The 21,199-nt window shown below is 71.0% G+C and carries 18 protein-coding genes and 2 tRNA genes; 17 read left to right on the plus strand and 3 right to left on the minus strand.

The genetic code is table 11. The features are described from left to right. Positions 1-15 precede the first annotated feature (15 nt). A complete protein-coding gene (gene rpmH, locus OG500_RS19895; protein WP_148643823.1) occupies positions 16-153 on the minus strand; it encodes a 50S ribosomal protein L34 in 138 nt (45 codons plus the stop codon). A 426-nt stretch (positions 154-579) separates the two neighbouring features. On the opposite strand from rpmH, the gene dnaA reads away from it, so the two are divergent. The 13 genes from dnaA (at position 580) to OG500_RS19960 (ending at position 16,634) form a co-directional block, all read left to right on the plus strand. After that, positions 580-2,658 carry a chromosomal replication initiator protein DnaA gene (gene dnaA / locus OG500_RS19900; RefSeq protein ID WP_329582119.1) on the plus strand — a complete coding sequence of 693 codons (2,079 nt, stop codon included), beginning with the start codon at positions 580-582 and terminating at the stop codon, positions 2,656-2,658. A gap of 1,035 nt (positions 2,659-3,693) precedes the next feature. Beyond that, positions 3,694-4,824 (plus strand): DNA polymerase III subunit beta, encoded by a 1,131-nt coding sequence (gene dnaN, locus OG500_RS19905; protein WP_327068000.1) that lies wholly within the window; start codon positions 3,694-3,696, stop codon positions 4,822-4,824. Between the two features lie 142 nt (positions 4,825-4,966). After that, the gene (gnd, locus tag OG500_RS19910; protein ID WP_327068001.1) at positions 4,967-5,842 is read left to right on the plus strand and encodes a phosphogluconate dehydrogenase (NAD(+)-dependent, decarboxylating); all 876 of its coding nucleotides are present in this window, start codon (positions 4,967-4,969) and stop codon (positions 5,840-5,842) included. Positions 5,843-5,886: 44 nt separating this feature from the next. Next, positions 5,887-7,020 carry a DNA replication/repair protein RecF gene (gene recF / locus OG500_RS19915; protein ID WP_329582124.1) on the plus strand — a complete coding sequence of 378 codons (1,134 nt, stop codon included), beginning with the start codon at positions 5,887-5,889 and terminating at the stop codon, positions 7,018-7,020. 37 nt (positions 7,021-7,057) lie between these two features. Beyond that, positions 7,058-7,600: a DUF721 domain-containing protein gene (locus tag OG500_RS19920; RefSeq protein WP_442789352.1), complete on the plus strand. Its 543-nt coding sequence runs from the start codon at positions 7,058-7,060 to the stop codon at positions 7,598-7,600. 261 nt (positions 7,601-7,861) lie between these two features. Beyond that, on the plus strand, positions 7,862-9,886 hold the full coding sequence (gene gyrB, locus OG500_RS19925; protein ID WP_327068004.1) for a DNA topoisomerase (ATP-hydrolyzing) subunit B: 2,025 nt from the start codon (positions 7,862-7,864) through the stop codon (positions 9,884-9,886). 68 nt (positions 9,887-9,954) lie between these two features. Continuing rightward, entirely contained in the window at positions 9,955-12,585 is a 2,631-nt protein-coding gene (gene gyrA, locus OG500_RS19930) for a DNA gyrase subunit A (RefSeq protein ID WP_329582129.1), read from the plus strand. A gap of 145 nt (positions 12,586-12,730) precedes the next feature. Next, on the plus strand, positions 12,731-13,462 hold the full coding sequence (locus tag OG500_RS19935) for a DUF3566 domain-containing protein (protein WP_327068006.1): 732 nt from the start codon (positions 12,731-12,733) through the stop codon (positions 13,460-13,462). A 273-nt stretch (positions 13,463-13,735) separates the two neighbouring features. After that, the gene (locus OG500_RS19940; protein WP_329582132.1) at positions 13,736-15,142 is read left to right on the plus strand and encodes a cyclopropane-fatty-acyl-phospholipid synthase family protein; all 1,407 of its coding nucleotides are present in this window, start codon (positions 13,736-13,738) and stop codon (positions 15,140-15,142) included. A 16-nt stretch (positions 15,143-15,158) separates the two neighbouring features. Beyond that, a tRNA-Ile gene (locus OG500_RS19945) sits at positions 15,159-15,232 on the plus strand. A gap of 78 nt (positions 15,233-15,310) precedes the next feature. Further along, positions 15,311-16,066 (plus strand): protein phosphatase 2C domain-containing protein, encoded by a 756-nt coding sequence (locus OG500_RS19950; RefSeq protein WP_329582135.1) that lies wholly within the window; start codon positions 15,311-15,313, stop codon positions 16,064-16,066. Positions 16,067-16,300: 234 nt separating this feature from the next. Then, positions 16,301-16,429, plus strand: a complete 129-nt coding sequence (locus OG500_RS19955) for a DLW-39 family protein (protein WP_211786189.1) — start codon at positions 16,301-16,303, stop codon at positions 16,427-16,429. Between the two features lie 132 nt (positions 16,430-16,561). After that, positions 16,562-16,634: transfer RNA gene (locus OG500_RS19960), tRNA-Ala, on the plus strand. Positions 16,635-16,701: 67 nt separating this feature from the next. Here the strand turns inward: OG500_RS19960 and OG500_RS19965 are convergent. Then, positions 16,702-17,520 carry a DUF5324 family protein gene (locus OG500_RS19965; protein ID WP_327068009.1) on the minus strand — a complete coding sequence of 273 codons (819 nt, stop codon included), beginning with the start codon at positions 17,518-17,520 and terminating at the stop codon, positions 16,702-16,704. A 218-nt stretch (positions 17,521-17,738) separates the two neighbouring features. On the opposite strand from OG500_RS19965, the gene OG500_RS19970 reads away from it, so the two are divergent. Then, on the plus strand, positions 17,739-18,641 hold the full coding sequence (locus OG500_RS19970; protein WP_327068010.1) for a rhomboid family intramembrane serine protease: 903 nt from the start codon (positions 17,739-17,741) through the stop codon (positions 18,639-18,641). Between the two features lie 358 nt (positions 18,642-18,999). On the opposite strand, the gene crgA is transcribed toward OG500_RS19970, so the two are convergent. After that, a complete protein-coding gene (crgA, locus tag OG500_RS19975) occupies positions 19,000-19,251 on the minus strand; it encodes a cell division protein CrgA (protein ID WP_327068011.1) in 252 nt (83 codons plus the stop codon). A gap of 269 nt (positions 19,252-19,520) precedes the next feature. On the opposite strand from crgA, the gene OG500_RS19980 reads away from it, so the two are divergent. From OG500_RS19980 to OG500_RS19990, 3 genes are all read left to right on the plus strand, one after another. Beyond that, positions 19,521-20,189, plus strand: a complete 669-nt coding sequence (locus tag OG500_RS19980) for a DUF881 domain-containing protein (RefSeq protein ID WP_327068012.1) — start codon at positions 19,521-19,523, stop codon at positions 20,187-20,189. Positions 20,190-20,310: 121 nt separating this feature from the next. Continuing rightward, a complete protein-coding gene (locus tag OG500_RS19985; protein ID WP_329582140.1) occupies positions 20,311-20,475 on the plus strand; it encodes a hypothetical protein in 165 nt (54 codons plus the stop codon). A 59-nt stretch (positions 20,476-20,534) separates the two neighbouring features. Then, positions 20,535-21,197 (plus strand): aminodeoxychorismate/anthranilate synthase component II, encoded by a 663-nt coding sequence (locus tag OG500_RS19990; RefSeq protein WP_327068013.1) that lies wholly within the window; start codon positions 20,535-20,537, stop codon positions 21,195-21,197. The last annotated feature ends 2 nt before the right edge of the window (positions 21,198-21,199 follow it).

Genomic DNA, 21,199 nt, shown 5'->3' on the forward strand with positions numbered 1-21,199 from the left:
AGACCCTTACGCGGATCAGGCGGAGATGGCGCTGCGGCCCTTGCCACGGCGGGCCGCCAGGATGGCGCGGCCGGCGCGGGTACGCATCCGCAGCCGGAAGCCGTGGGTCTTGGCGCGACGACGGTTGTTCGGCTGGAAGGTGCGCTTGCTCACTCGGGGGCTCCTGGGGTGAATCGTAGGATGACGATTTGCAGCTTGGCCGTCACCGTGCGTCCGCGTGATCTCCCCTTCATTCCTGGGAAATCCGGCCCGAATCCCCAGGTCTGCTGGGTTTGAGGCAATCCACGGCGCCCGTGCTGCGCGCCTTATGGAAGCGGGGCGGACCCGCGGACATGCGGCAGCGGCCATCGACAACTCGACCTGGTTACGGTACGCGGCGGGGAGGCCGAGGGTCAAACCGGCCTCTCGCCGGGCCACTCGTACACAGCCTGTGGACAACAACTTGAATCAGCTCTGCCCGCTGACTACCGTTGCAGGACTTGTCTGGTTTTGTTCATCGACCTGAGCCAGCCCCACATCCTGACGCCCCAGATCCTGACCAGGACCACCCCCTTCGGGGGAACGAGAAAGCGTGCACCAGTGGCTGATGTCAACAGCGACCTCGTCCCCGCCTGGGCGAAGGTCGTCGAGCGGCTGGTCAACGACACCTCGGTCGGTGACAAGGACAAACTCTGGGTGCAGCGCACCCAGCCGATGTGGATGATGCACGACACCGCGCTGCTGGCCGCCCCGAACGAGTGGGCCAAGCAGGTCCTGGAGGGCCGGCTGCTGCCGCAGCTGACCGACGGGCTCAGCCAGCAGTTCGGCCGCCCAGTGCGGATCGCCGTCATGGTGGACGCCAACGCCGTGCCGCCGGGCCCCGCGCCGGCCCCGGTGGAACCCGAGCCGCAGCCCACCGAGCCCCGGCAGGCCCTCGAGCGTTCGGGCCCTGAACGGTCGGCCTCCGAGCGATCGACCATCGAGCCGCGGCCGGGGTCCGAGCCGTCGCCGCACACCGGTGCCCAGCCGCAGGGCTGGCCCACCGCCCCTCAGCCGCCGCGCGACTACCCGGCCCCCGGCCGCGGCTACCGCGAGCAGTCCTACGAGGGCGGCGGCTACGGCTACGGCGAGCCGTACGACGGCTACCAGGAGCAGCCCTACCAGCAGCAGCCGTGGGGCGGCCCCCGCCCGGAGAACGGCGGCGGCTACCCGACCCCCGGCTACCCCGCGCAGCCCTACCAGGAGCGCGGCTACCGCGACTGGAACGACCGGGAGAACGAGGGCGCCCTGCCCTCGCCCGGGCCGCGTCCGGGCGCCCCGGGCGGGCCCGGCGGCGATCACGCCCAGGGCGACCTGTTCGGCGGGGCCTACGACTCCACCGGCGAGGAGGTGCGCCCGCGCGGCGCGGGGCGTGACCCGCGCCCGCGCCCGGGCCAGGGTCCGCGCCGCGACCTGCCGCCCGCCATCCGCCCCGCCGGCGACCAGGACCGTCCCGGCCAGGGCGCCCAGGGCGGCGGCGCGCTGCCGCCGGAGGGCGAGCGCCCCGGCGCTGCGCTGCCCGAGCGGGTCGCCGACCGCACCCCGGTCCCCGGCGTGCCGGCCCCGCCCGGCGCCCCGTCGGCGGACAGCGGGCGCAAGGACGAACCGGCCGCCCGGCTGAACCCCAAGTACCTGTTCGACACCTTCGTGATCGGCGCCAGCAACCGCTTCGCACACGCGGCTGCGGTGGCCGTGGCGGAGGCTCCGGCCAAGGCCTACAACCCGCTCTTCATCTACGGCGAGTCCGGCCTGGGCAAGACCCACCTGCTGCACGCCATCGGCCACTACTCGCGCAGCCTCTTCCCCGGAACCCGGGTGCGGTACGTGAGTTCGGAGGAGTTCACCAACGAGTTCATCAACTCGATCCGGGACGGCAAGGCGGACGCGTTCCGCAAGCGGTACCGGGACATGGACATCCTGCTGGTCGACGACATCCAGTTCCTGGCGAGCAAGGAGTCGACGCAGGAGGAGTTCTTCCACACCTTCAACACCCTGCACAACGCCAACAAGCAGATCGTCCTCTCCTCCGACCGGCCGCCCAAGCAGCTGATCACCCTGGAGGACCGGCTGCGCAACCGGTTCGAGTGGGGCCTGATCACTGACGTCACCCCGCCCGAGCTGGAGACCCGGATCGCGATCCTGCGCAAGAAGGCGATCCAGGAGAGGCTCAACGCCCCTGCCGACGTCCTGGAGTTCATCGCCTCCCGGATCACCCGCAACATCCGGGAGCTGGAGGGCGCGCTGATCCGGGTGACCGCCTTCGCCAACCTCAACCGGTCCCCGGTGGACCTGGAGTTGGCCGGCATCGTGCTCAAGGACCTGATCCCGGGCGGCGACGAGGACGCGGGACCGGAGATCACCGCACAGGTGATCATGCAGCAGACCGCCGCGTACTTCGGCCTCACGGTGGAGGACCTCTGCGGTTCCTCGCGCAGCCGCGTGCTGGCGACGGCCCGTCAGATCGCCATGTACCTCTGCCGCGAGCTGACCGACCTCTCGCTGCCGAAGATCGGCGCCCAGTTCGGCGGCCGCGACCACACCACCGTGATGCACGCGGACCGCAAGATCCGCTCGCTGATGGCCGAGCGGCGCTCGCTCTACAACCAGGTCACCGAGCTGACCAACCGCATCAAGAGCTGACTGCGGCCGCACCAAGAGCCAAGCCCGGCAGGGCCCTTGAGGGGGCCGCCGAGGACCTCCAGCGAGGTTCCCGGCGGCCCCTTCGGCGTTCCCGGCCCCCGCCCGCCGCGATCCACCGGCCACCACCGGTGGATCGCGGCCGATGTAGGCCGACCGGGTGTGTGAAACGCACCGGGCCGGGGAAGGCTCGCACCAGCTGACGATCCACCAAGCTCCGGCCCCGATCGCACATCTGATCAGCGATTCGAACAGCGAGGGCCTACGGAGGCGTTGTCCACAGCGACGGGTGTTGTTCCCCGTCCACAGCGTGGGGATCACCGAGTTATCCCGAATTTCTCCACAGCCCGCTCGCCGCTACGCTCTTCGCCGCAGGTCAGCCCCCTGTGTACTTGTGCACAACAGTTATCCACAGGGTGTGGACAGTTGGCGGCCCGTCAATCGGCGCCGAGAGTTGTCCCCTGGCTGTCCCCAGGGGAAGGGCGATTATCCCCAGCTTCTCCACAGCGCTATCCACTGTTCGACAACGGACAAGCCCTGTTCATCGCCCGGTGTGAAAGGCGTCACGAGAAGTTGACCGGAGCTCGTGGATAACCCGGCCAGAATCTGGGGACGGCCCTGGGGAAAAGCTGTGGATACCCTCGGTGGCCTGTGAGTAACGCTCCGCTGTCCACAGCGGCACCGAGTTTTCCACCGCCACGGTCCACACCCTGTGTGGACAAAAAACCTGCTCTGAGCTGCGGAAACGGGGTTATCCACGGTATCCACAGGCCCTACTACTACCACTACACCTAGAGACCCCTGGATTCGCTCAACAGCGGGGTGGCCCGAAATCTGTGGACAACCGGATCCGACGTCTGTTCGGCCCGGCTTCCGCCCGTCGGCCCCGAGTGTCGGCCGAGTACGTCAGACTGTCCTTCGGCACCTGGAGCCGAGGCGGGCTCGGCTCGCTGCTCCAGTGGCCCCCGGCGCCGGACCAGGCGCCAGAAGACGATCAAGAGCTGCAAGCGACTGCAGGACCTCAGGAGGCGGTGACCGGTGAAGTTCCGGGTGGAGCGTGACGTCCTCGCGGAGGCGGTGGCCTGGGCTGCTCGCAGCCTCCCGGCGCGGCCTCCGGTGCCGGTGCTGGCCGGCCTGCTGCTGACCGCCCAGGACGGCAGCCTGGCGCTGTCCGGCTTCGACTACGAGGTCTCGGCCCGGGTCGAGCTGGAGGCCGACGTCGAGGAGCAGGGCACCGTGCTGGTCTCCGGCCGGCTGCTCAACGACATCGCCCGCAACCTTCCCAACAGGCCTGTGGAGATCTCCACCGACGGCCAGCGGGTCAGCGTGGTGTGCGGCACCTCCCGCTTCACCCTGCCGACCCTGCCGGTGGACGAGTACCCGACGCTGCCGCAGATGCCCACCGCCACCGGCACGGTCTCCGGCGACGTCTTCGCCTCGGCCGTCAGCCAGGCCGCGGTGGCCGCCGGCCGTGACGACACGCTGCCGGTGCTCACCGGTGTCCGGGTCGAGATCGAGGGCGACAAGATCACCCTGGCCGCCACCGACCGCTACCGCTTCGCCGTCCGCGAGCTGCTGTGGAAGCCCGAGCAGCCGGACATCTCCGCGGTCGCGCTGGTCCCGGCCCGCACCCTGCAGGACATCGCCAAGTCGCTGGGCAGCGGCGACAACGTCTCGATCGCGCTCTCCTCGGGCGGCGCCGGCGAGGGCCTGATCGGCTTCGAGGGCGCCGGGCGGCGCACCACCACCCGGCTGCTGGAGGGCGACTTCCCGAAGTTCCGCACCCTCTTCCCGACCGAGTTCAGCGCCGAGGCCTCGGTCCAGACCCAGCCGTTCCTGGAGGCGCTCAAGCGCGTCTCGCTGGTCGCCGAGCGCAACACCCCGGTGCGGCTGAGCTTCGAGCAGGGCGTGCTGACCCTGGAGGCCGGCTCGGGCGACGACGCCCAGGCCACCGAGCGGATCGACGCGGACCTCGAGGGCGACGACATCTCGATCGCCTTCAACCCCGGCTACCTGGAGGAGGGCCTGAAGGCCATCGACTCCCCGTACGCCAACCTGTGCTTCACCACCTCCACCAAGCCCGCTCTGCTCAAGGGCAAGGCGGCGGTGGACGCGGAGGTCGACGAGGCCTACCAGTATTTGATCATGCCGGTGCGCCTGAGCGGCTGACCCCCGTGGACCAGGCCAGGACCTGACGACGTGAGTGGTGTCCACAGCCCGTCCCAGGGCTGTGGACAGCCACGCGGCGTAGGCTCTGGTGTCGCGGCAACGGCGCCGCCGTCAGGCACGACACCACAGGTAAGGACTTGTCATGGAGCTCGGCCTCATCGGTCTCGGCAAGATGGGCGGCAACATGCGCGAGCGCATCCGCCGCGCCGGCCACACCGTCATCGGCTACGACCGCAACCCCGACCTCGCCGACGCCACGAGCCTTCAGGAGCTGGTCAGCAAGCTCGAGGGCCCCCGGGTGATCTGGGTGATGGTCCCCGCCGGCGCCGCCACCCAGGCGACCGTGGAGGAGCTGGCCGAGCTGCTCTCCCCCGGCGACGTGGTGGTCGACGGCGGCAACTCGCGCTGGACCGACGACATCGAGCACGCGAAGCTGCTGGCCGCCAAGGGCATCGGCTTCGTGGACTGCGGCGTCTCCGGTGGCGTCTGGGGCCTGGAGAACGGCTACGCGCTGATGTACGGCGGTGGCGCCGAGCACGTCCTGCGGGTCCAGCCGATCTTCGACGCGCTCAAGCCGGAGGGCGAGTTCGGTGCGGTGCACGCCGGCAAGGTGGGCGCCGGGCACTTCGCCAAGATGGTCCACAACGGCATCGAGTACGCGATGATGCAGGCCTTTGCCGAGGGCTGGGAGCTGCTCGAGGCCGCCGACGAGGTCACCGACGTGCGCGAGGTCTTCCGCAGCTGGCAGGAGGGCACCGTGATCAAGTCCTGGCTGCTCGACCTCGCGGTGCGCGCGCTCGACGGCGACGAGCACCTGGACAAGCTGCGCGGCTACGCGCAGGACTCCGGCGAGGGCCGCTGGACGGTGGAGGCCGCGATCGACCACGCCGTGCCGCTGCCGGCCATCACCGCCTCGCTCTTCGCCCGCTTCGCCTCCCGCCAGGAGGACTCCCCGCAGATGAAGATGATCGCCGCGCTGCGCAACCAGTTCGGCGGCCACGCGGTCGAGTCGAAGTAGTCGAGCAGAGCCAACGGTCCAGAAGGCGAGCGCAGTCCACAGCCATGCACGTCGCGCACCTGTCGCTCGCCGACTTCCGTTCCTACGCCCGGGCCGAGGTCTCCCTCGACCCGGGCGTCAGCGCGTTCGTGGGGCCCAACGGCCAGGGCAAGACCAACCTGGTCGAGGCGATCGGCTACCTGTCCACGCTGGGCAGCCACCGGGTGGCCACCGACGCGCCGCTGGTGCGCCAGGGCGCCGAGCGGGCGGTGGTCCGCGGCTCGGTCGTGGACCGCGGCCGGACCACCCTGCTCGAACTGGAGATCACCCCGGGCAAGGCCAACCGGGCCCGGATCAACCGCTCGGACAACGTGCGCCCGCGTGACGTGCTGGGCCTGCTGCGCACGGTGCTCTTCGCCCCCGAGGACCTGGCCCTGGTGAAGGGCGACCCGGGGGAGCGGCGGCGCTTCCTGGACGAGCTGCTGACCGCCAGGGCGCCCCGGCTGGCCGGCGTGCGCGCCGACTACGAGCGGGTGCTCAAGCAGCGCAACGCGCTGCTGAAGACCGCCGCGATGGCCCGCCGGGCCGGCGGCGGCAAGGGCGCCGACCTGTCCACCCTGGAGGTCTGGGACGGCCACCTGGCCCAGGCCGGCGCCGAGTTGACCGCCTTCCGGCTGCAGCTGGTGGCCGCGCTGGCGCCCCTGGTCGAGCAGGCCTACGAGCGGCTCGCCCCCGGTGGCGGGCCGACCCGGCTGGAGTACCGCTCCTCCTTCGAGGGCGGGCTGCCGGGCAGCCGCGAGGAGGCGTACCAGCAGCTGATGGAGGCGCTGCGGGCGGTCCGCAAGCAGGAGACCGAGCGCGGGGTGACCCTGGTCGGCCCGCACCGCGACGAGCTCGGACTGCTGCTCGGCACGCTGCCCGCCAAGGGCTACGCGAGCCACGGCGAGTCCTGGTCGTTCGCGCTGGCGCTGCGGCTGGCCTCCTACGAGCTGCTGCGGGCGGACGGCGGCGAGCCGGTGCTGATCCTGGACGACGTCTTCGCCGAGCTGGACGCGCGCCGCCGCGAGCAACTGGCCGAGCTGGTGGCCGGCGGCGAGCAGGTGCTGGTGACGGCGGCGGTGCCCGACGACGTCCCGAAGGCGCTGGCCGGAGTGCGGTACGCGGTCGCCGCGGGCGATGTGACCAGGATCGGTTCGTAGCCCGGTCCGCGACCGCCCAGGAACCTCGTACCCTGGTCTGTCCACAGGCTGGGGAAGGAGTGCACCGCCCGTGAGTGAATCGGAACTGTCCGGCGTCGACCTGGCGCGGGTCGCCCTGCGCGCGGCCAAGGAGCAGGCCCGCCGACGTGGCGAGCAGGTCCGGGAGAAGCGGGAGGCGAAGCGGCACGGGCTGCGCAGCGGCGCCCGCGCGGACGGTCGCGACCCGGTCCCGCTGGGGGCCGCACTCAATCGTTTGATCACGGAGCGTGGCTGGGAGGCCCCGGCCGCGGTCGGCGGGGTGATGGGCCGCTGGGCCCAGATCGTCGGCCCCGACATCGCCGCGCACTGCACCCCCGAACAGTTCGCCGAGGCCGATGCGGTGCTGACGGTGCGTTGTGACTCCACCGCGTGGGCCACTCAGTTGCGCCTGCTGGCACGGCAGTTGGTGGCCCGGCTGAACCACGAGCTGGGCCACGGCACGGTCCGGGTGATCCGGGTACTCGGTCCCTCGGCGCCGGAGCGCAAGTACGGCCGGCTCCGGGCGCCGGGCAGCCAGGGGCCGCGCGACACCTGGGGGTGATCCCGGCCGGTGGCTCGCCCTTGACGGAGCGCATACCTCCGGAACCGCTGACGGCCCGTGTGAGGCCGCTGAGCCCCCCGGGCGAGTATCGGGACATGTGCGGAGGGGATTCGGGGCGGTAAATCCGCCTTCAGAGCCTGCCAAACGCCCATCTATGTCGGCGGTACCGGTAGACTGAGAGTCAAACACTGCCGCTTGCGGTAACTGAGTCGAAACGCCGTGGTCGCACGTCCGCCCGAACCCTGGGCGGGGATGCGGCCCGTGCTGTGCCAGAGAGGGCGCTTCGTGGCCGATTCCGGCGATTCCAGCCAGTCCCCCGTCCCCACCGACCCGTCCTCGGGTACCTCCTACACCGCCAGCAACATCCAGGTGCTGGAGGGGCTCGACGCAGTCCGCAAGCGTCCCGGTATGTACATCGGTTCCACCGGCGAGCGCGGCCTGCACCACCTGGTCCAGGAGGTCGTGGACAACTCCGTCGACGAGGCGATGGCGGGGCATGCGGACACCATCGACGTGACGATCCTGGCCGACGGCGGGGTGCGGGTGGTCGACAACGGCCGCGGCATCCCGGTCGGCATCGTCCCGGGCCAGGAGAAGCCGGCCGTCGAGGTCGTGCTGACCGTGCTGCACGCGGGTGGCAAGTTCGGCGGCGGCGGCTACGCCGTCTCCGGTGGTCTGCACGGTGTCGGCGTCTCGGTGGTCAACGCGCTCTCCACCCGGCTGGCGATCGAGATCCACACCGACGGCCACCGGTGGACCCAGGACTACAAGCTCGGCGCCCCCACCGCCCCGCTGCAGCAGCACGAGGCGACGGACCGGACCGGCACCAGCGTCACCTTCTGGGCCGACCCGGACATCTTCGAGACCACCGTCTACTCCTTCGAGACGCTCTCGCGCCGCTTCAAGGAGATGGCCTTCCTCAACAAGGGCCTGAGCATCTCGCTGACCGACGAGCGCCCCGAGCACGTCGACGACGAGGGCAAGCCGCTCTCCGCCCGGTACTACTACGAGGGCGGCATCGCCGACTTCGTGAAGGACCTCAACTCCCGCAAGGGCGAGGTCATCCACCCCTCGGTGATCGACTTCGAGGCGGAGGACAAGGACAAGACGATCTCGGTCGAGGTCGCCATGCAGTGGAACTCCTCGTACACCGAGGGGGTCTACTCCTTCGCCAACACGATCCACACGCACGGCGGCGGTACCCACGAGGAGGGCTTCCGCGCGGCGCTGACCGGCCTGGTCAACCGCTACGCGCGGGACAAGAAGCTGCTCCGGGAGAAGGACGAGAACCTCTCCGGCGAGGACATCCGCGAGGGCCTGACCGCGATCATCTCGGTCAAGCTCGGCGAGCCGCAGTTCGAGGGCCAGACCAAGGACAAGCTGGGCAACACCGAGGCGAAGACCTTCGTCCAGCGCGTGGTGCACGAGCAGCTGAACGACTGGCTGGACCGCAACCCGACCGAGGCCGCGGACATCATCCGCAAGTCGATCAACTCGGCCACCGCCCGGATGGCGGCCCGCAAGGCGCGCGACCTGACCCGCCGCAAGGGCCTGCTGGAGAGCGCCTCGCTGCCGGGCAAGCTGAGCGACTGCCAGTCCAAGGACCCGGCCGAGTGCGAGATCTTCATCGTCGAGGGTGACTCGGCCGGCGGCTCGGCCAAGCAGGGCCGCGACCCGCGCACCCAGGCCATCCTGCCGATCCGCGGCAAGATCCTGAACGTCGAGAAGGCCCGGATCGACAAGGTGCTGCAGAACACCGAGGTCCAGGCGCTGATCTCGGCCTTCGGCTGCGGCATCCAGGAGGACTACGACGAGTCCAAGCTGCGGTATCACAAGATCGTGCTGATGGCCGACGCCGACGTCGACGGACAGCACATCCGCACCCTGCTGCTCACGCTGCTCTTCCGCTTCATGCGCCCGCTGGTCGAGGCCGGCTACGTCTACCTGGCGATGCCTCCGCTGTACAAGATCAAGTGGGGCAAGGACGACTTCGACTACGTCTACTCCGACCGCGAGCGCGACTCGGTGATCGAGGCGGGTGTGGCCGCCGGGCGCCGGCTGCCCAAGGACGACGCGATCCAGCGCTTCAAGGGTCTGGGCGAGATGAACGCCGAGGAGCTGCGGATCACCACCATGGACCAGGCACACCGGCTGCTGCAGCAGATCACCCTGGAGGACGCGGCCCGTGCCGACGACCTCTTCTCGGTCCTGATGGGCGAGGACGTCGAGGCCCGTCGGTCCTTCATCCAGCGCAACGCCAAGGACGTCCGCTTCCTGGACGTGTGACGCGACGTGACATCACGTCACGCCAGCACCGCACTGTCCAGTCACGCGTGAAAGGAAACTGACCACCAGTGGTCGACGACAACCGTCCCGACGGCGAGCAGCCGGACGCCGACACCGCCACCTTCGTCTCCCGGGTCGAGCCGATCGAGCTCGAGACCGAGATGCAGCGCTCCTACCTCGACTACGCGATGAGCGTGATCGTCAGCCGCGCGCTGCCCGAGGTCCGCGACGGCCTCAAGCCGGTGCACCGGCGCGTGCTGTACGCGATGTACGACGGCGGCTACCGGCCCGAGAAGGGCTACTACAAGTGCGCCCGCGTGGTCGGCGACGTGATGGGCAACTACCACCCGCACGGCGACACCTCGATCTACGACACCGTGGTGCGCCTGGCCCAGCCCTGGTCGCTGCGGATGCCGCTGGTGGACGGCAACGGCAACTTCGGCTCGCCGGGCAACGACCCGGCCGCGGCGATGCGCTACACCGAGTGCAAGCTGATGCCGCTGGCCATGGAGATGATGCGCGACATCGACGAGGAGACCGTCGACTTCGCCGCCAACTACGACGGCCGCTCGCAGGAGCCGACCGTCCTGCCCTCGCGCATCCCCAACCTGCTGGTCAACGGTGCCACCGGCATCGCTGTCGGCATGGCCACCAACATCCCGCCGCACAACCTGCGCGAGGTGGCCTCCGGCGCGCTCTGGGCGCTGGAGCACCCGGACGCCTCCAACGAGGAGCTGCTGGACGCCCTGATCGAGCGGATCAAGGCGCCGGACTTCCCGACCGGTGCGCTGATCGTGGGCCGCCGCGGCATCGAGGACGCCTACCGGACCGGGCGCGGCTCGATCACCATGCGCGCGGTGGTCGAGGTCGAGGAGATCCAGGGCCGCCAGTGCCTGGTGATCACCGAGCTGCCGTACCAGGTCAACCCGGACAACCTGGCGCTGAAGATCGCCGACCTGGTCAAGGACGGCCGGGTGGCCGGCATCGCCGACGTGCGCGACGAGTCCTCCTCGCGCACCGGCCAGCGCCTGGTGGTCGTGCTCAAGCGCGACGCGGTGGCCAAGGTGGTGCTGAACAACCTCTACAAGCACACCGACCTGCAGACCAACTTCGGCGCCAACATGCTGGCCCTGGTGGACGGCGTGCCGCGCACGCTCTCGCTGGACGCCTTCATCCGGCACTGGGTCAGCCACCAGGTCGACGTGATCGTGCGCCGCACCCGGTTCCGGCTGCGCAAGGCCGAGGAGCGCGCCCACATCCTGCGCGCGCTGCTCAAGGCGCTGGACATGATCGACGAGGTCATCGCGCTGATCCGGGCCTCGGACTCGGCCGACGCGGCCCGCAGCGGCCTGATGAACCTGCTCGCCATCGACGAGCTGCAGGCCAACGCGATCCTGGAGATGCAGCTGCGCCGCCTGGCCGCCCTGGAGCGCCAGCGGATCACCGACGAGCACGACGAGCTGCAGCGCAAGATCGACGAGTACAACGCGATCCTGGCCTCGCCGGCGCGCCAGCGCGAGATCATCTCCGAGGAGCTGACCGCGATCGTCGACAAGTACGGCGACGAGCGGCGCTCCACGCTGATCCCCTTCGACGGCGACATGTCCGTCGAGGACCTGATCGCGGAGGAGGACATCGTCGTCACGATCACCCGTGGCGGCTACGTCAAGCGCACCCGCTCCGACCTCTACCGCTCGCAGAAGCGCGGCGGCAAGGGCGTGCGCGGCGCGCAGCTGAAGCAGGACGACATCGTCGACCACTTCTTCGTGACCACCACGCACAACTGGATCCTGTTCTTCACCAACAAGGGCCGGGTCTACCGGGCCAAGGGCTACGAGCTGCCGGACGCCGGGCGCGACGCCCGCGGCCAGCACGTGGCCAACCTGCTGGCCTTCCAGCCGGAGGAGCACATCACCCAGGTGATGGCGGTGCGCACCTACGAGGACAAGCCCTACCTGGTGCTGGCCACCCGTGAGGGTCTGGTCAAGAAGTCGCACCTGAAGGACTACGACTCGCCGCGTTCGGGCGGTCTGATCGCGATCAACCTGCGCACCGACGAGGACGGCCGGGACGACGAGCTGATCGGCGCCGAGCTGGTCTCCGCCGAGGACGACCTGCTGCTGGTCTCCAGGAAGGCCCAGTCGATCCGCTTCACCGCCACCGACGAGGCGCTGCGCCCGATGAGCCGGGCCACCTCGGGCGTGAAGGGCATGGCCTTCCGCGAGGACGACGAGCTGCTGTCGATGAACGTGGTGCGGCCGGGTACCTTCGTCTTCACCGCGACCGACGGCGGCTACGCCAAGCGGACCTCGGTGGACGAGTACCGGGTCCAGGGCCGCGGCGGTTTCGGTACCAAGGCGGCGAAGATCGTCGAGGGCCGCGGCTCGCTGGTGGGCGCGCTGGTGGTCGAGGAGACCGACGAGATCATGGCCATCACCCTCTCGGGCGGGGTGATCCGCACCAGGGTTTCCGGAGTTCGTGAAACCGGACGTGACACCATGGGCGTCCAACTGATCAACCTCGGAAAGCGCGACGCGGTGGTGGGCGTGGCCCGCAACGCGGAGGCGGAGGACGAGGACGGGGCCGAGGATTCGGTCGAGGACGGCGCGCAGGCGCTCGCGGAGGATGTGGTCGAGGGCACGGCGCAGGCCGTGGCCGAGCCCGCAGCGACCGACGCCGACGCCGCTGACCTGGACTGACGTACATCGGGCAGCCGGCACTCCCGCTCACGGGCTGGGAGGGCCGGCCTGCCCCGGTTTCGGGCTTCTCAGCTTGATGCCGCACAGTGGAGTGTCGACCGGGGCGTACAGCGCGCCCCCGGCGGGAAACTGGGAGGACACCAGAGTGAGTGGGACCACGGGTGGTGCGGGAGGTGCCGCGCCGGGCGGTGCGCCGTACGGAGGTGTACCGCAGCCGCCGACCGAGCACCCGGCTGCGTCCACCTCGCTGATGTCCGCGGTGGGCTCGGGCGGCGGCTACACGCCGGCGCCGACCCAGCCGCCGGGTACGCCGGCGCCGGGCGGCAGCGGTTACTCGCAGCCGACGACGTACACCAAGGGCCAGCCGACGCCGCCGCGCGGCACCCGCACCGGGACCGGGCCTGCCGGTGCCCCGCAGGGCGGCGCCGCACCGCGCCGTCCCGCGCCGGCCCCCGGCGCCCCGGCGCCGGCGCCCGCACCGGGCGGCATGGCGGCGCGCACCCGTAAGGCGCGGCTGCGGATCACCAAGGCCGACCCCTGGTCGGTCATGAAGGTCAGCTTCCTGCTGTCGCTGGCGCTCGGCATCATCATGATCGTCGCGGCGGCCGTGCTGTGGGGCGTGCTGGACTCGCTGGGCGTCTTCAGCTCGGTGGGCAACATGCTCAAGGACGCCACGGGCTCCGGCACCGGCGGCAGCAGCAGCGGCATCAACATCATGGACTACGTCGGCTTCGGCAAGGTGCTCACCTACACCTCGCTGATCGCCGTCGTGGACGTGATCCTGCTGACCGCGCTCTGCACCCTGGCGGCGTTCATCTACAACGCGGCGGCGGGCTTCACCGGCGGCGTCGAGCTGACCCTGGCGGAGGAGGACTGACGATCGGTCGCCCATAGGCTGACCGATCGTCAGAAAACGTCGCACAGTACGAACCAAATTCGCGAAACACGGCATGCGCGGGCCCCTTCGGTTGTTGGATCGAGGGGGTCCGCTTCGTCATTCGGGTGACAGCCGCCCCCGGCCCCGGCGCGCCGCCGGGGCCGGGTGACGCCGCCTGGGTTGGCTGGAGCGTCCCCCTGCACGGCTACCGGTTATGCCCACGGGACAGCCTCCGCGCGAGCGCTGTCCACTCGGTTGCGCGGAGGTTCACTGATGCCACAGATCGCCCAGCAGCTCGTCGGTGCGCTGGAGGACTTGCTCGGCACCCGGCTGCCGTTCCGGCTGCAGGCCTGGGACGGCAGCGTCGCGGGAGCGCCGCAGGGGCCCGCCCTGCTGCTGCGCAACCGCCGGGCGCTGCGTCGGCTGCTCTGGTCCCCGGGTGAGCTCGGGCTGGCGCGTGCCTACGTCTCCGGCGACCTGGACGTCGGCCCCGGCGAGGACCTCTACACCGTGCTGGCCGAGGTGGCGCACTTCGCCGAGCGGCCCGAGGTGCGCGAGCTGCACCTGGGCCTGGGCGACCTGACCGGCTCCGCGGGGCGCCGGGTGGCGGCGGTGCTGGCCAAGGTCGGTGCGCTCGGCCCGCAGCCCGCGCTGCCCCCCGAGGAGGCCCGCCCCGAGGGCCGGCTGCACAGCCGGCGCCGCGACCGGGCGGCGATCAGCCACCACTACGACGTCGGCAACGAGTTCTACCGCCTGGTGCTCGGCAGCTCGATGGTCTACTCCTGCGCCTACTGGACGCCCGAGGGCAAGAGCCTGGAGGACGCCCAGGCGGCCAAGCTCGACCTGATCTGCCGCAAGCTGGGCCTGCGCCCCGGGATGCGCCTGCTGGACGTCGGCTGCGGCTGGGGCTCGCTGGTGCTGCACGCGGCCGAGCACTACGGCGTCACCGCCGTCGGGGTGAGCATCTCCGCCGAGCAGGTGGCGCTGGCCCGCGAGCGGGTGGCCGCCGCCGGGCTGTCCGACCGGGTGGAGATCCGGCTGCAGGACTACCGCGAGATCACCGACGGCCCCTACGACGCGATCTCCAGCGTCGGCATGGCCGAGCACGTCGGCAGCGAGCAGTACCGGGTCTACGCCGGCGGGCTGTACGACCTGCTGGTGCCCGGCGGGCGGCTGCTCAACCACCAGATCGCCCGCCGCCCCACCCGCCCCGGCGAGGTCTACCGCAGCAGCCCGTTCATCTCCCGCTACGTCTTCCCGGACGGCGAGCTGGCGCCGGTGGGCAGCACCGTGCAGCTGCTGGAGGAGGCGGGCTTCGAGGTCCGCGACGTCGAAGCCCTGCGTGAGCACTACGCGCTGACGCTGCGCGAGTGGGTGGCCAACCTGGAGGCCGCCTGGCCGACGGCGGTGCGGTTGGTGGGCCGGGGCCGGGCGCGGGTCTGGCGGCTCTACATGGCCGCCTCGGCGCTGGCCTTCGAGGAGAACCGGATCGGGATCAACCAGGTGCTGGCCGTGCGCACCACCACGAGCGGCGACAGCCGGCTGCCCGCCACCCGTGAGCAGTGGCTGGCCCGCCCCGAGTCCGCCGCCGGGTCCGGCACCTCTGAGCTGCACGTTGCGATTGCCGGGCCGGGCGGGGCCGAGGGCGCGGATTTGGGGGATCGGCCGTCGGTCCGCTAATCTTTCAGTGCGGCAAGGGCCTATAGCTCAGACGGTTAGAGCGCTTCCCTGATAAGGAAGAGGCCACAGGTTCAAGTCCTGTTAGGCCCACCTGCGAGAGCGCCCCGGATGGTTCACCATCCGGGGCGCTTCTGTTTTCGGCGCTGTTCGAGAGCGAGGAGCGGGCTGATGCGGGTCGGGTACCTGTCGGTGGCGGCGCCGGGCGGGCGGGCCAATGAGGACTTCGTGCTGGCCGGTGAGGATTTCGTGGTGGTGCTGGACGGTGCCACCGTGAGCGCGCCCGAGACCGGCTGCCGGCACGACGTGGCCTGGGTCACCCGGCGGCTGGGCGTCCGGCTGGGGCAGTTGCTGGTGGAGGAGCCGCAGTGGCCGCTCACCGAGGTGCTGCGGGTGGCGATCGAGCGGCTGCGCGAACTGCACGCGGACAGCTGTGATCTCGGCCACCCTGACAGCCCCTCGGCCACCGTGGCGCTGCTGCGCCGGCGCGGCGAGCGGCTGGAACACCTGGTGCTCGCCGACTCCCCGGTCCTGGTGGAGCTGACGGACGGTCGGCTGGAAGTGGTGCTCGACGACCGGGTCGAGCGCCTGCCCGCCTACGACCTGGCCACCGTCGCCCGGCTGCGCAACGCCCCTGGTGGCTTCTGGGTGGCCAGCACCCGCCCCGAGGCCGCCGACCAGGCGCTGACCGGCTGCCACCCGCTCGGCGAGGTGCGCCGCTTCGCGGTCCTCACCGACGGCGTCTCGCGGCTGGTCGAGCGCTACGGCTGGAGCTGGCGCCGGTTGCTCGACGTGCTGGACGAGCAGGGCCCTGAGGGGGCCGTACGGGCGGTGCGGGCGGCCGAGCTGGCCGAGCCGCCCGGGCTGCGCGGCAAGCGGCACGACGACGCCACGGTGGCCTTCGGGCGCCCGGGGCCCCTCGACTGAGCCGCCGCCCGCCGGGCCGGCGGACACCGTGCCGTCAAACCTTCGTCAGCGTCCGCCGGTTGAGCCGCCGCTGCCCGGTCTCGAACAGGACACGGGTGTGTATCATCGGCCGCAGAGCGGTTTGGCCCGCCAACCGCCGATTCATACGTGCACATTCGAGGACTCGCAGCCCGGACGCCCCGTTCGGACGGTCGGCTGCTGAGCCTGCCATGCTGAGAAGGACGAGGTCCCGCGGTGAAGAAGCTCCTCCTGGTCGCCCTGGTCGCCCTCGGCGGCTTCTTTGTCTACCGTCAGGTCCAGGCCGACCGTGCCGAGCAGGACCTGTGGACCGAGGCCACCGACCCGATCCCGGCCGGCCGCTGACCCTGAGCGGTCGACGGGAGGTCCCGGTGGACCTCCCTGGTTCCCGCCTGTCCGGCTGATGCCGGATACCTGCTCAAGATTTTCCGACGGACCCGGTACGCTGTTCTCCGACGGCGACCGGTGCACCGTCACGGGGCTTTAGCTCAGTTGGTAGAGCGCTGCCTTTGCAAGGCAGATGTCAGGAGTTCGAGTCTCCTAAGCTCCACAGCACGACGCCCGAGGGCCGACCTGGCAGCAGGTCGGCCCTCGGGCGTCTTCGGGGTCGCGCGTGGTCAGTGCGGCTTGCGCGGGTCGTGCGGCTTGGGGTGGCCGTCGCCCTGCTGCGCGTCCTCGCCCGGCAGCGGCTGGTCGCTCTCCTCGGTGGGGCCGGAGCCGTTGAGCGGGGCGGTGCCCGGGTGCGCGGAGGTCGGCGGGCCCTGCACCTCGGGCGGCTCGACCAGCCACTCCGGCTCGCTGCGCTTGTGCCACCAGGCCCAGATCAGCACGCCGCCGCCGACCGCGACCGCGCCCGCCACCGCCAGCGAGGTCGCCAGCGCGTTGCACCGGGCCCTACGGGCGTTCTTCGCGGCCAGCTTGCTGACCTCCTCGGGGCTCACGTTCCCCTGCAGCGCGATCAGCGCCGCCGCACCGCGGCTCTGCGCCTCGTGCAGTGCCGGGCCGGCGGCGGCCTTCGCGTCGTCCAGTGCGCCGCTCAGCCGGGGCAGGGTGGTGGTGCGGGCGTAGTCACCGGCCCGGTCGGCCGAGTGCTTGGCCGCCAGCGCGGCCTCCTGCGCCCGGTGCACCGCCCGCAGGGTGTTCTCCTGGGCGCGCGGCGGCAGCGCGGTGAACGCCTGCCCGACGTGCGGGGCGAGATGCCTGCTGTACCCGGACCGGGCGGAGTGCGCGGCCGAATGGGCGGCGTGCCGGGTGCCGGTCCTGGCCTGGCAGGCGGCCGCCTCGACCCGCGGACCGAGCGCTTCGAGGGCAGGACCGAGCCGCTGCCGGGCCTCGTCCGCGTAGTGCGTGGCGGTGTCCCTGGCCGTGGCGGCGTAGGGCGCCAGCGTGTCCATGGTCCTGCCTGCCGTCTCACGTGCGGTGTCCAAGCGGGTCACGGGGATCCTCCTCCTGGGTGGCATCGTCTATGCGCTTATCCAGCTGATTCGAGATCATGCATCCCGATTTGTCCGACCGCATGGCGGGCTGGGCCGTCTGCGACGGGATCGCGGCCTGGGGGATCACCGCAGCGGAGTCCTGTCGGCGCCGCCGGTGCGGCAGTAGCCTGGACGTTCCCGGTGGCCCTCCGTGTGGCGGAGCGGCGCCGGGAACTGTCATGAGGGAGGAAGATCCGGAGATGGCCCAGGACGAGGCCGCCGCGGCCGCGGCGCACGTGCTGCCGCGCTGCTATCGGCACGCCGACCAGGAGACCGGGGTCAGCTGCTCGCGCTGCGGCCGGCCGATCTGCCCGCAGTGCATGATCGACGCCGCGGTCGGCTTCCACTGCCCGGAGTGCGTGCGCGGCGCGACCGCGGCCCAGCCCCCCCGGGCGGCGACCACCCGGTTCGGCGGCCGGCTCACCGGCGACGGCGCGCTGGTCACCAAGATCCTGATCGGGATCAACCTGGTGGTCTTCCTGCTCGCCGGCTACCTGGACAAGCCGCTGGCCGACCAGTGGGACCTCTACAGCCAGGTCTGGCCGAACGGCGCGAGCGCCGGTGTGGCCGCCGGGCCCGACCAGTGGTACCGGCTGCTCACCGCGACCTTCCTGCACACCACGCCGCTGCACATCGGCTCCAACATGCTGGCGCTGTGGTGGATGGGGCCCACCCTGGAGCGGGTGCTGGGCCGGGTGCGCTACCTGGCGCTGTACCTGGTCTCGGGGCTGGCCGGCAGTGCGCTGGTCTACCTGGTCGCGGGGGAGCGGGTGGCCTCGCTGGGCGCCTCCGGCGCGATCTTCGGGGTGTTCGGCGCCACCGCCGTGCTCTACCGGGTGGCCCGCCAGCCGCTGGGGCCGGTGATCGCGCTGATCGTCTTCAACCTGGTGATCACCTTCTCGGTGCCGCAGATCGACTGGCGGGCGCACATCGGCGGGCTGGTCGCGGGCGTGCTGACCGGGATCGGGATGATGTACGCGCCGCGGGCGCGCCGGAACCTGGTGCAGGCCGGCACGGTGGTCGCGATGCTGGGCGTGGTGCTCGCGATGGTGCTGGTGGAGTCGGCGCGGCTCACCGGCTGAGCGCCGTCAGTGACCAAGGGGGCGCGCACCGCCGTGTTGCGCGCCCCTGTGAGCCGCATGACGTTGTCCACAGCACGCGGTGAACCGCGCACAGGCTGTGTATCGAACGCTGCCGAATGGCGCCGCAAAGGTCGGTCTACGCGTGTCCGTCAGCGAAGTCACCAGGCGCGGACGGGGTTTGGGCCATCCTCCCGCCAGCCTGGTCCGTGCGAGTTATCCACAGGTTGGGTCGACTTTTCCCCACTGTGGATAACCGTGTGGATAAGCGGCTCGTAGGACTGCGTCTGTGCAGCACGAGGAGCCGCCCCACCGGTGCGGCAGCACGGCGGGGCGGCGTCGGGGGTGTTTCAGTGGGCGGTTACTTCCACTGCGTGGAGACGCCGAAGCCCGCCGCGATGAAGCCGAAGCCGACCAGGATGTTCCAGTTGCCCCAGGCGTGCACCGGGTAGCTGCTGCTGGTCACGTAGTAGGTGACGATCCAGACCAGCCCGATCAGGAACAGCCCGAGCATCACGGGGGCCACCCAGCTGCGCCCGGTACTGAGCTTGACGGCAGTGGCCGTCGTCGGCGGGGTGTAGTCGGACTTCTTGCGGAGTCGAGACTTCGGCACGAGGAGCTCTCCTGTCGATGCGCTGTGAGACCGCGCAGGGTGCAGCGGGGCTGGGCGGGCGGCTGTGGACCGGGTCCGTACGGCTCGGGATCCGCACATGCCACCGGCGTCCGTTAGCGTAGTGGCTCGCCGGGTCGGAAGGAGATAAGGGTACGGTGCCTAATTCCTCGATTTCCGGGGATCCTCCCCCGCCACCGGCTTCCGTTCGACGCGACTCGCCCCGAATTGTCGGTCCTGTCCTGACCTGCGGCATCTTCGCCCTGGCCGGAATGCTCTTCTACGTCAGTGCGCACGCGGCCCACGGGATCGACCTGCGGACCGACGACTCGCTGCTGCGGCTCAGCGACGTCATACAGCAGCGCAGCAACCAGAACCAGCAGACCCAGTCCGACCTCTCCGAGCTGCAACAGCGCGCCGACCAGCTCGCCGGGCAGCAGGGCCGCAGCCCCGCCGACGCCGACCTGCTGGCCACCCTCCAGCAGCAGGCGGGCCTCACCCCGCTGCAGGGCCCCGGCCTGACCGTCACCCTGAACGACGCACCCCCGGACGCCACCGCCCGGATCCCCGGGGTGCCCGAGCCCGGTGTCAACGACCTGGTGATCCATCAGCAGGACATCCAGGCCGTGGTCAACGCGCTGTGGCGGGGCGGCGCCCAGGGCGTCCAGGTGATGGACCAGCGGCTGATCTCCACCAGCGCGGTGCGCTGCGTCGGCAACACGCTGCTGCTCCAGGGCCGGGTCTACTCGCCGCCGTACGTGATCCGGGCCGTCGGCCGGACCGCCGACCTGCACGCGGCCGTGGACGCCGACCCCTCGGTGCGCAACTACCTGCAGTACGTCACGGCCTACGGGCTGGGCTGGAAGGTGCAGGAGAACGGCGAGCTGAACCTGCCGGGCTACACGGGCAGCACCGACCTGCACGCCGCCACGGGGCAGTAGCCGCCCCGCCCCGGTCGGCCCCGCGCGGCCGGGGCAGCGGCGGGAAGATCGGCGACGGCAACCAATCCGCACAGCTTCGAGGTCTACTCTGGTGCCCACCATCCATCACCTAGGGAGCACCATGTACGGCTGGATCTGGCGCCACCTGCCGGGGAACTTCCTGGTGCGGGCCGTCATCTCGCTGCTGTTGATCCTCGGTGTGATCTATGTGCTCTTCCAGTACGTCTTCCCGTGGGCGGAACCGCTGCTCCCCTTCAACGACGTCACGGTGAACAACGGCGGCTGATCCGTCGCACCGTGCGCCACCGACCCCCGCCCGCCCGCACTCACCCGGAGACAGCACGCATGGCCTCGCCCGACACCGCACCGCGGATCCTCGTGGTGGACAACTACGACAGCTTCGTCTTCAACCTGGTCCAGTACCTCTACCAGCTGGGTGCGACCTGCGAGGTCGTCCGCAACGACGAGCTGACGGTCGATCGGGCGCGGCGCCGCGAGGGCGAGCTGGGCTACGACGGTGTGCTGCTCTCCCCCGGCCCCGGCGCGCCCGAGGAGGCCGGGGTCTGCATCGAGATGGTGCGGCACTGCGCTGCGATCGGGCTGCCGCTCTTCGGGGTCTGCCTGGGCCTGCAGTCGATCGCGGTGGCCTACGGCGCGGTGGTCGGGCGGGCGCCCGAGCTGCTGCACGGCAAGACCTCGCTGGTCAGCCACGAGGACGGTGGGGTCTTCGCCGGCCTGCCCGCGCCGATGACCGCCACCCGCTACCACTCGCTGGCCGTCGAGCCCGCCACCGTGCCCGCCGAGCTGGTGGTCACCGCCCGCACCGACAGCGGTGTCATCATGGGCCTGCGGCACCGGGAACTGCCCGTCGAGGGCGTGCAGTTCCACCCCGAGTCGGTGCTCACCGAGGGAGGGCACCGGATGCTCGCCAACTGGCTGGCCGAGTGCGGAGACCCGGCGGCGATCGATCGTTCGGCCGGGCTCGCCCCGGTGATCGGTCGGGGCTGAGG

Origin of the sequence: Kitasatospora sp. NBC_01250 (assembly GCF_036226465.1) — a bacterium.
In the GTDB taxonomy this organism is placed as follows: domain Bacteria; phylum Actinomycetota; class Actinomycetes; order Streptomycetales; family Streptomycetaceae; genus Kitasatospora.

What these genes read in the sequence shown, in the direction of transcription:
- OG500_RS19990 (WP_327068013.1), top strand. Translation starts at nt 20,535, where the DNA reads ATGGCCTCGCCCGACACCGCACCGCGGATCCTCGTGGTGGACAACTAC.
- OG500_RS19950 (WP_329582135.1), top strand. Translation starts at nt 15,311, where the DNA reads ATGCGGGTCGGGTACCTGTCGGTGGCGGCGCCGGGCGGGCGGGCCAAT.
- OG500_RS19980 (WP_327068012.1), top strand. Translation starts at nt 19,521, where the DNA reads ATGCTCTTCTACGTCAGTGCGCACGCGGCCCACGGGATCGACCTGCGG.
- OG500_RS19985 (WP_329582140.1), top strand. Translation starts at nt 20,311, where the DNA reads ATGTACGGCTGGATCTGGCGCCACCTGCCGGGGAACTTCCTGGTGCGG.
- OG500_RS19940 (WP_329582132.1), top strand. Translation starts at nt 13,736, where the DNA reads ATGCCACAGATCGCCCAGCAGCTCGTCGGTGCGCTGGAGGACTTGCTC.
- recF (WP_329582124.1), top strand. Translation starts at nt 5,887, where the DNA reads ATGCACGTCGCGCACCTGTCGCTCGCCGACTTCCGTTCCTACGCCCGG.
- gnd (WP_327068001.1), top strand. Translation starts at nt 4,967, where the DNA reads ATGGAGCTCGGCCTCATCGGTCTCGGCAAGATGGGCGGCAACATGCGC.
- OG500_RS19970 (WP_327068010.1), top strand. Translation starts at nt 17,739, where the DNA reads ATGAGGGAGGAAGATCCGGAGATGGCCCAGGACGAGGCCGCCGCGGCC.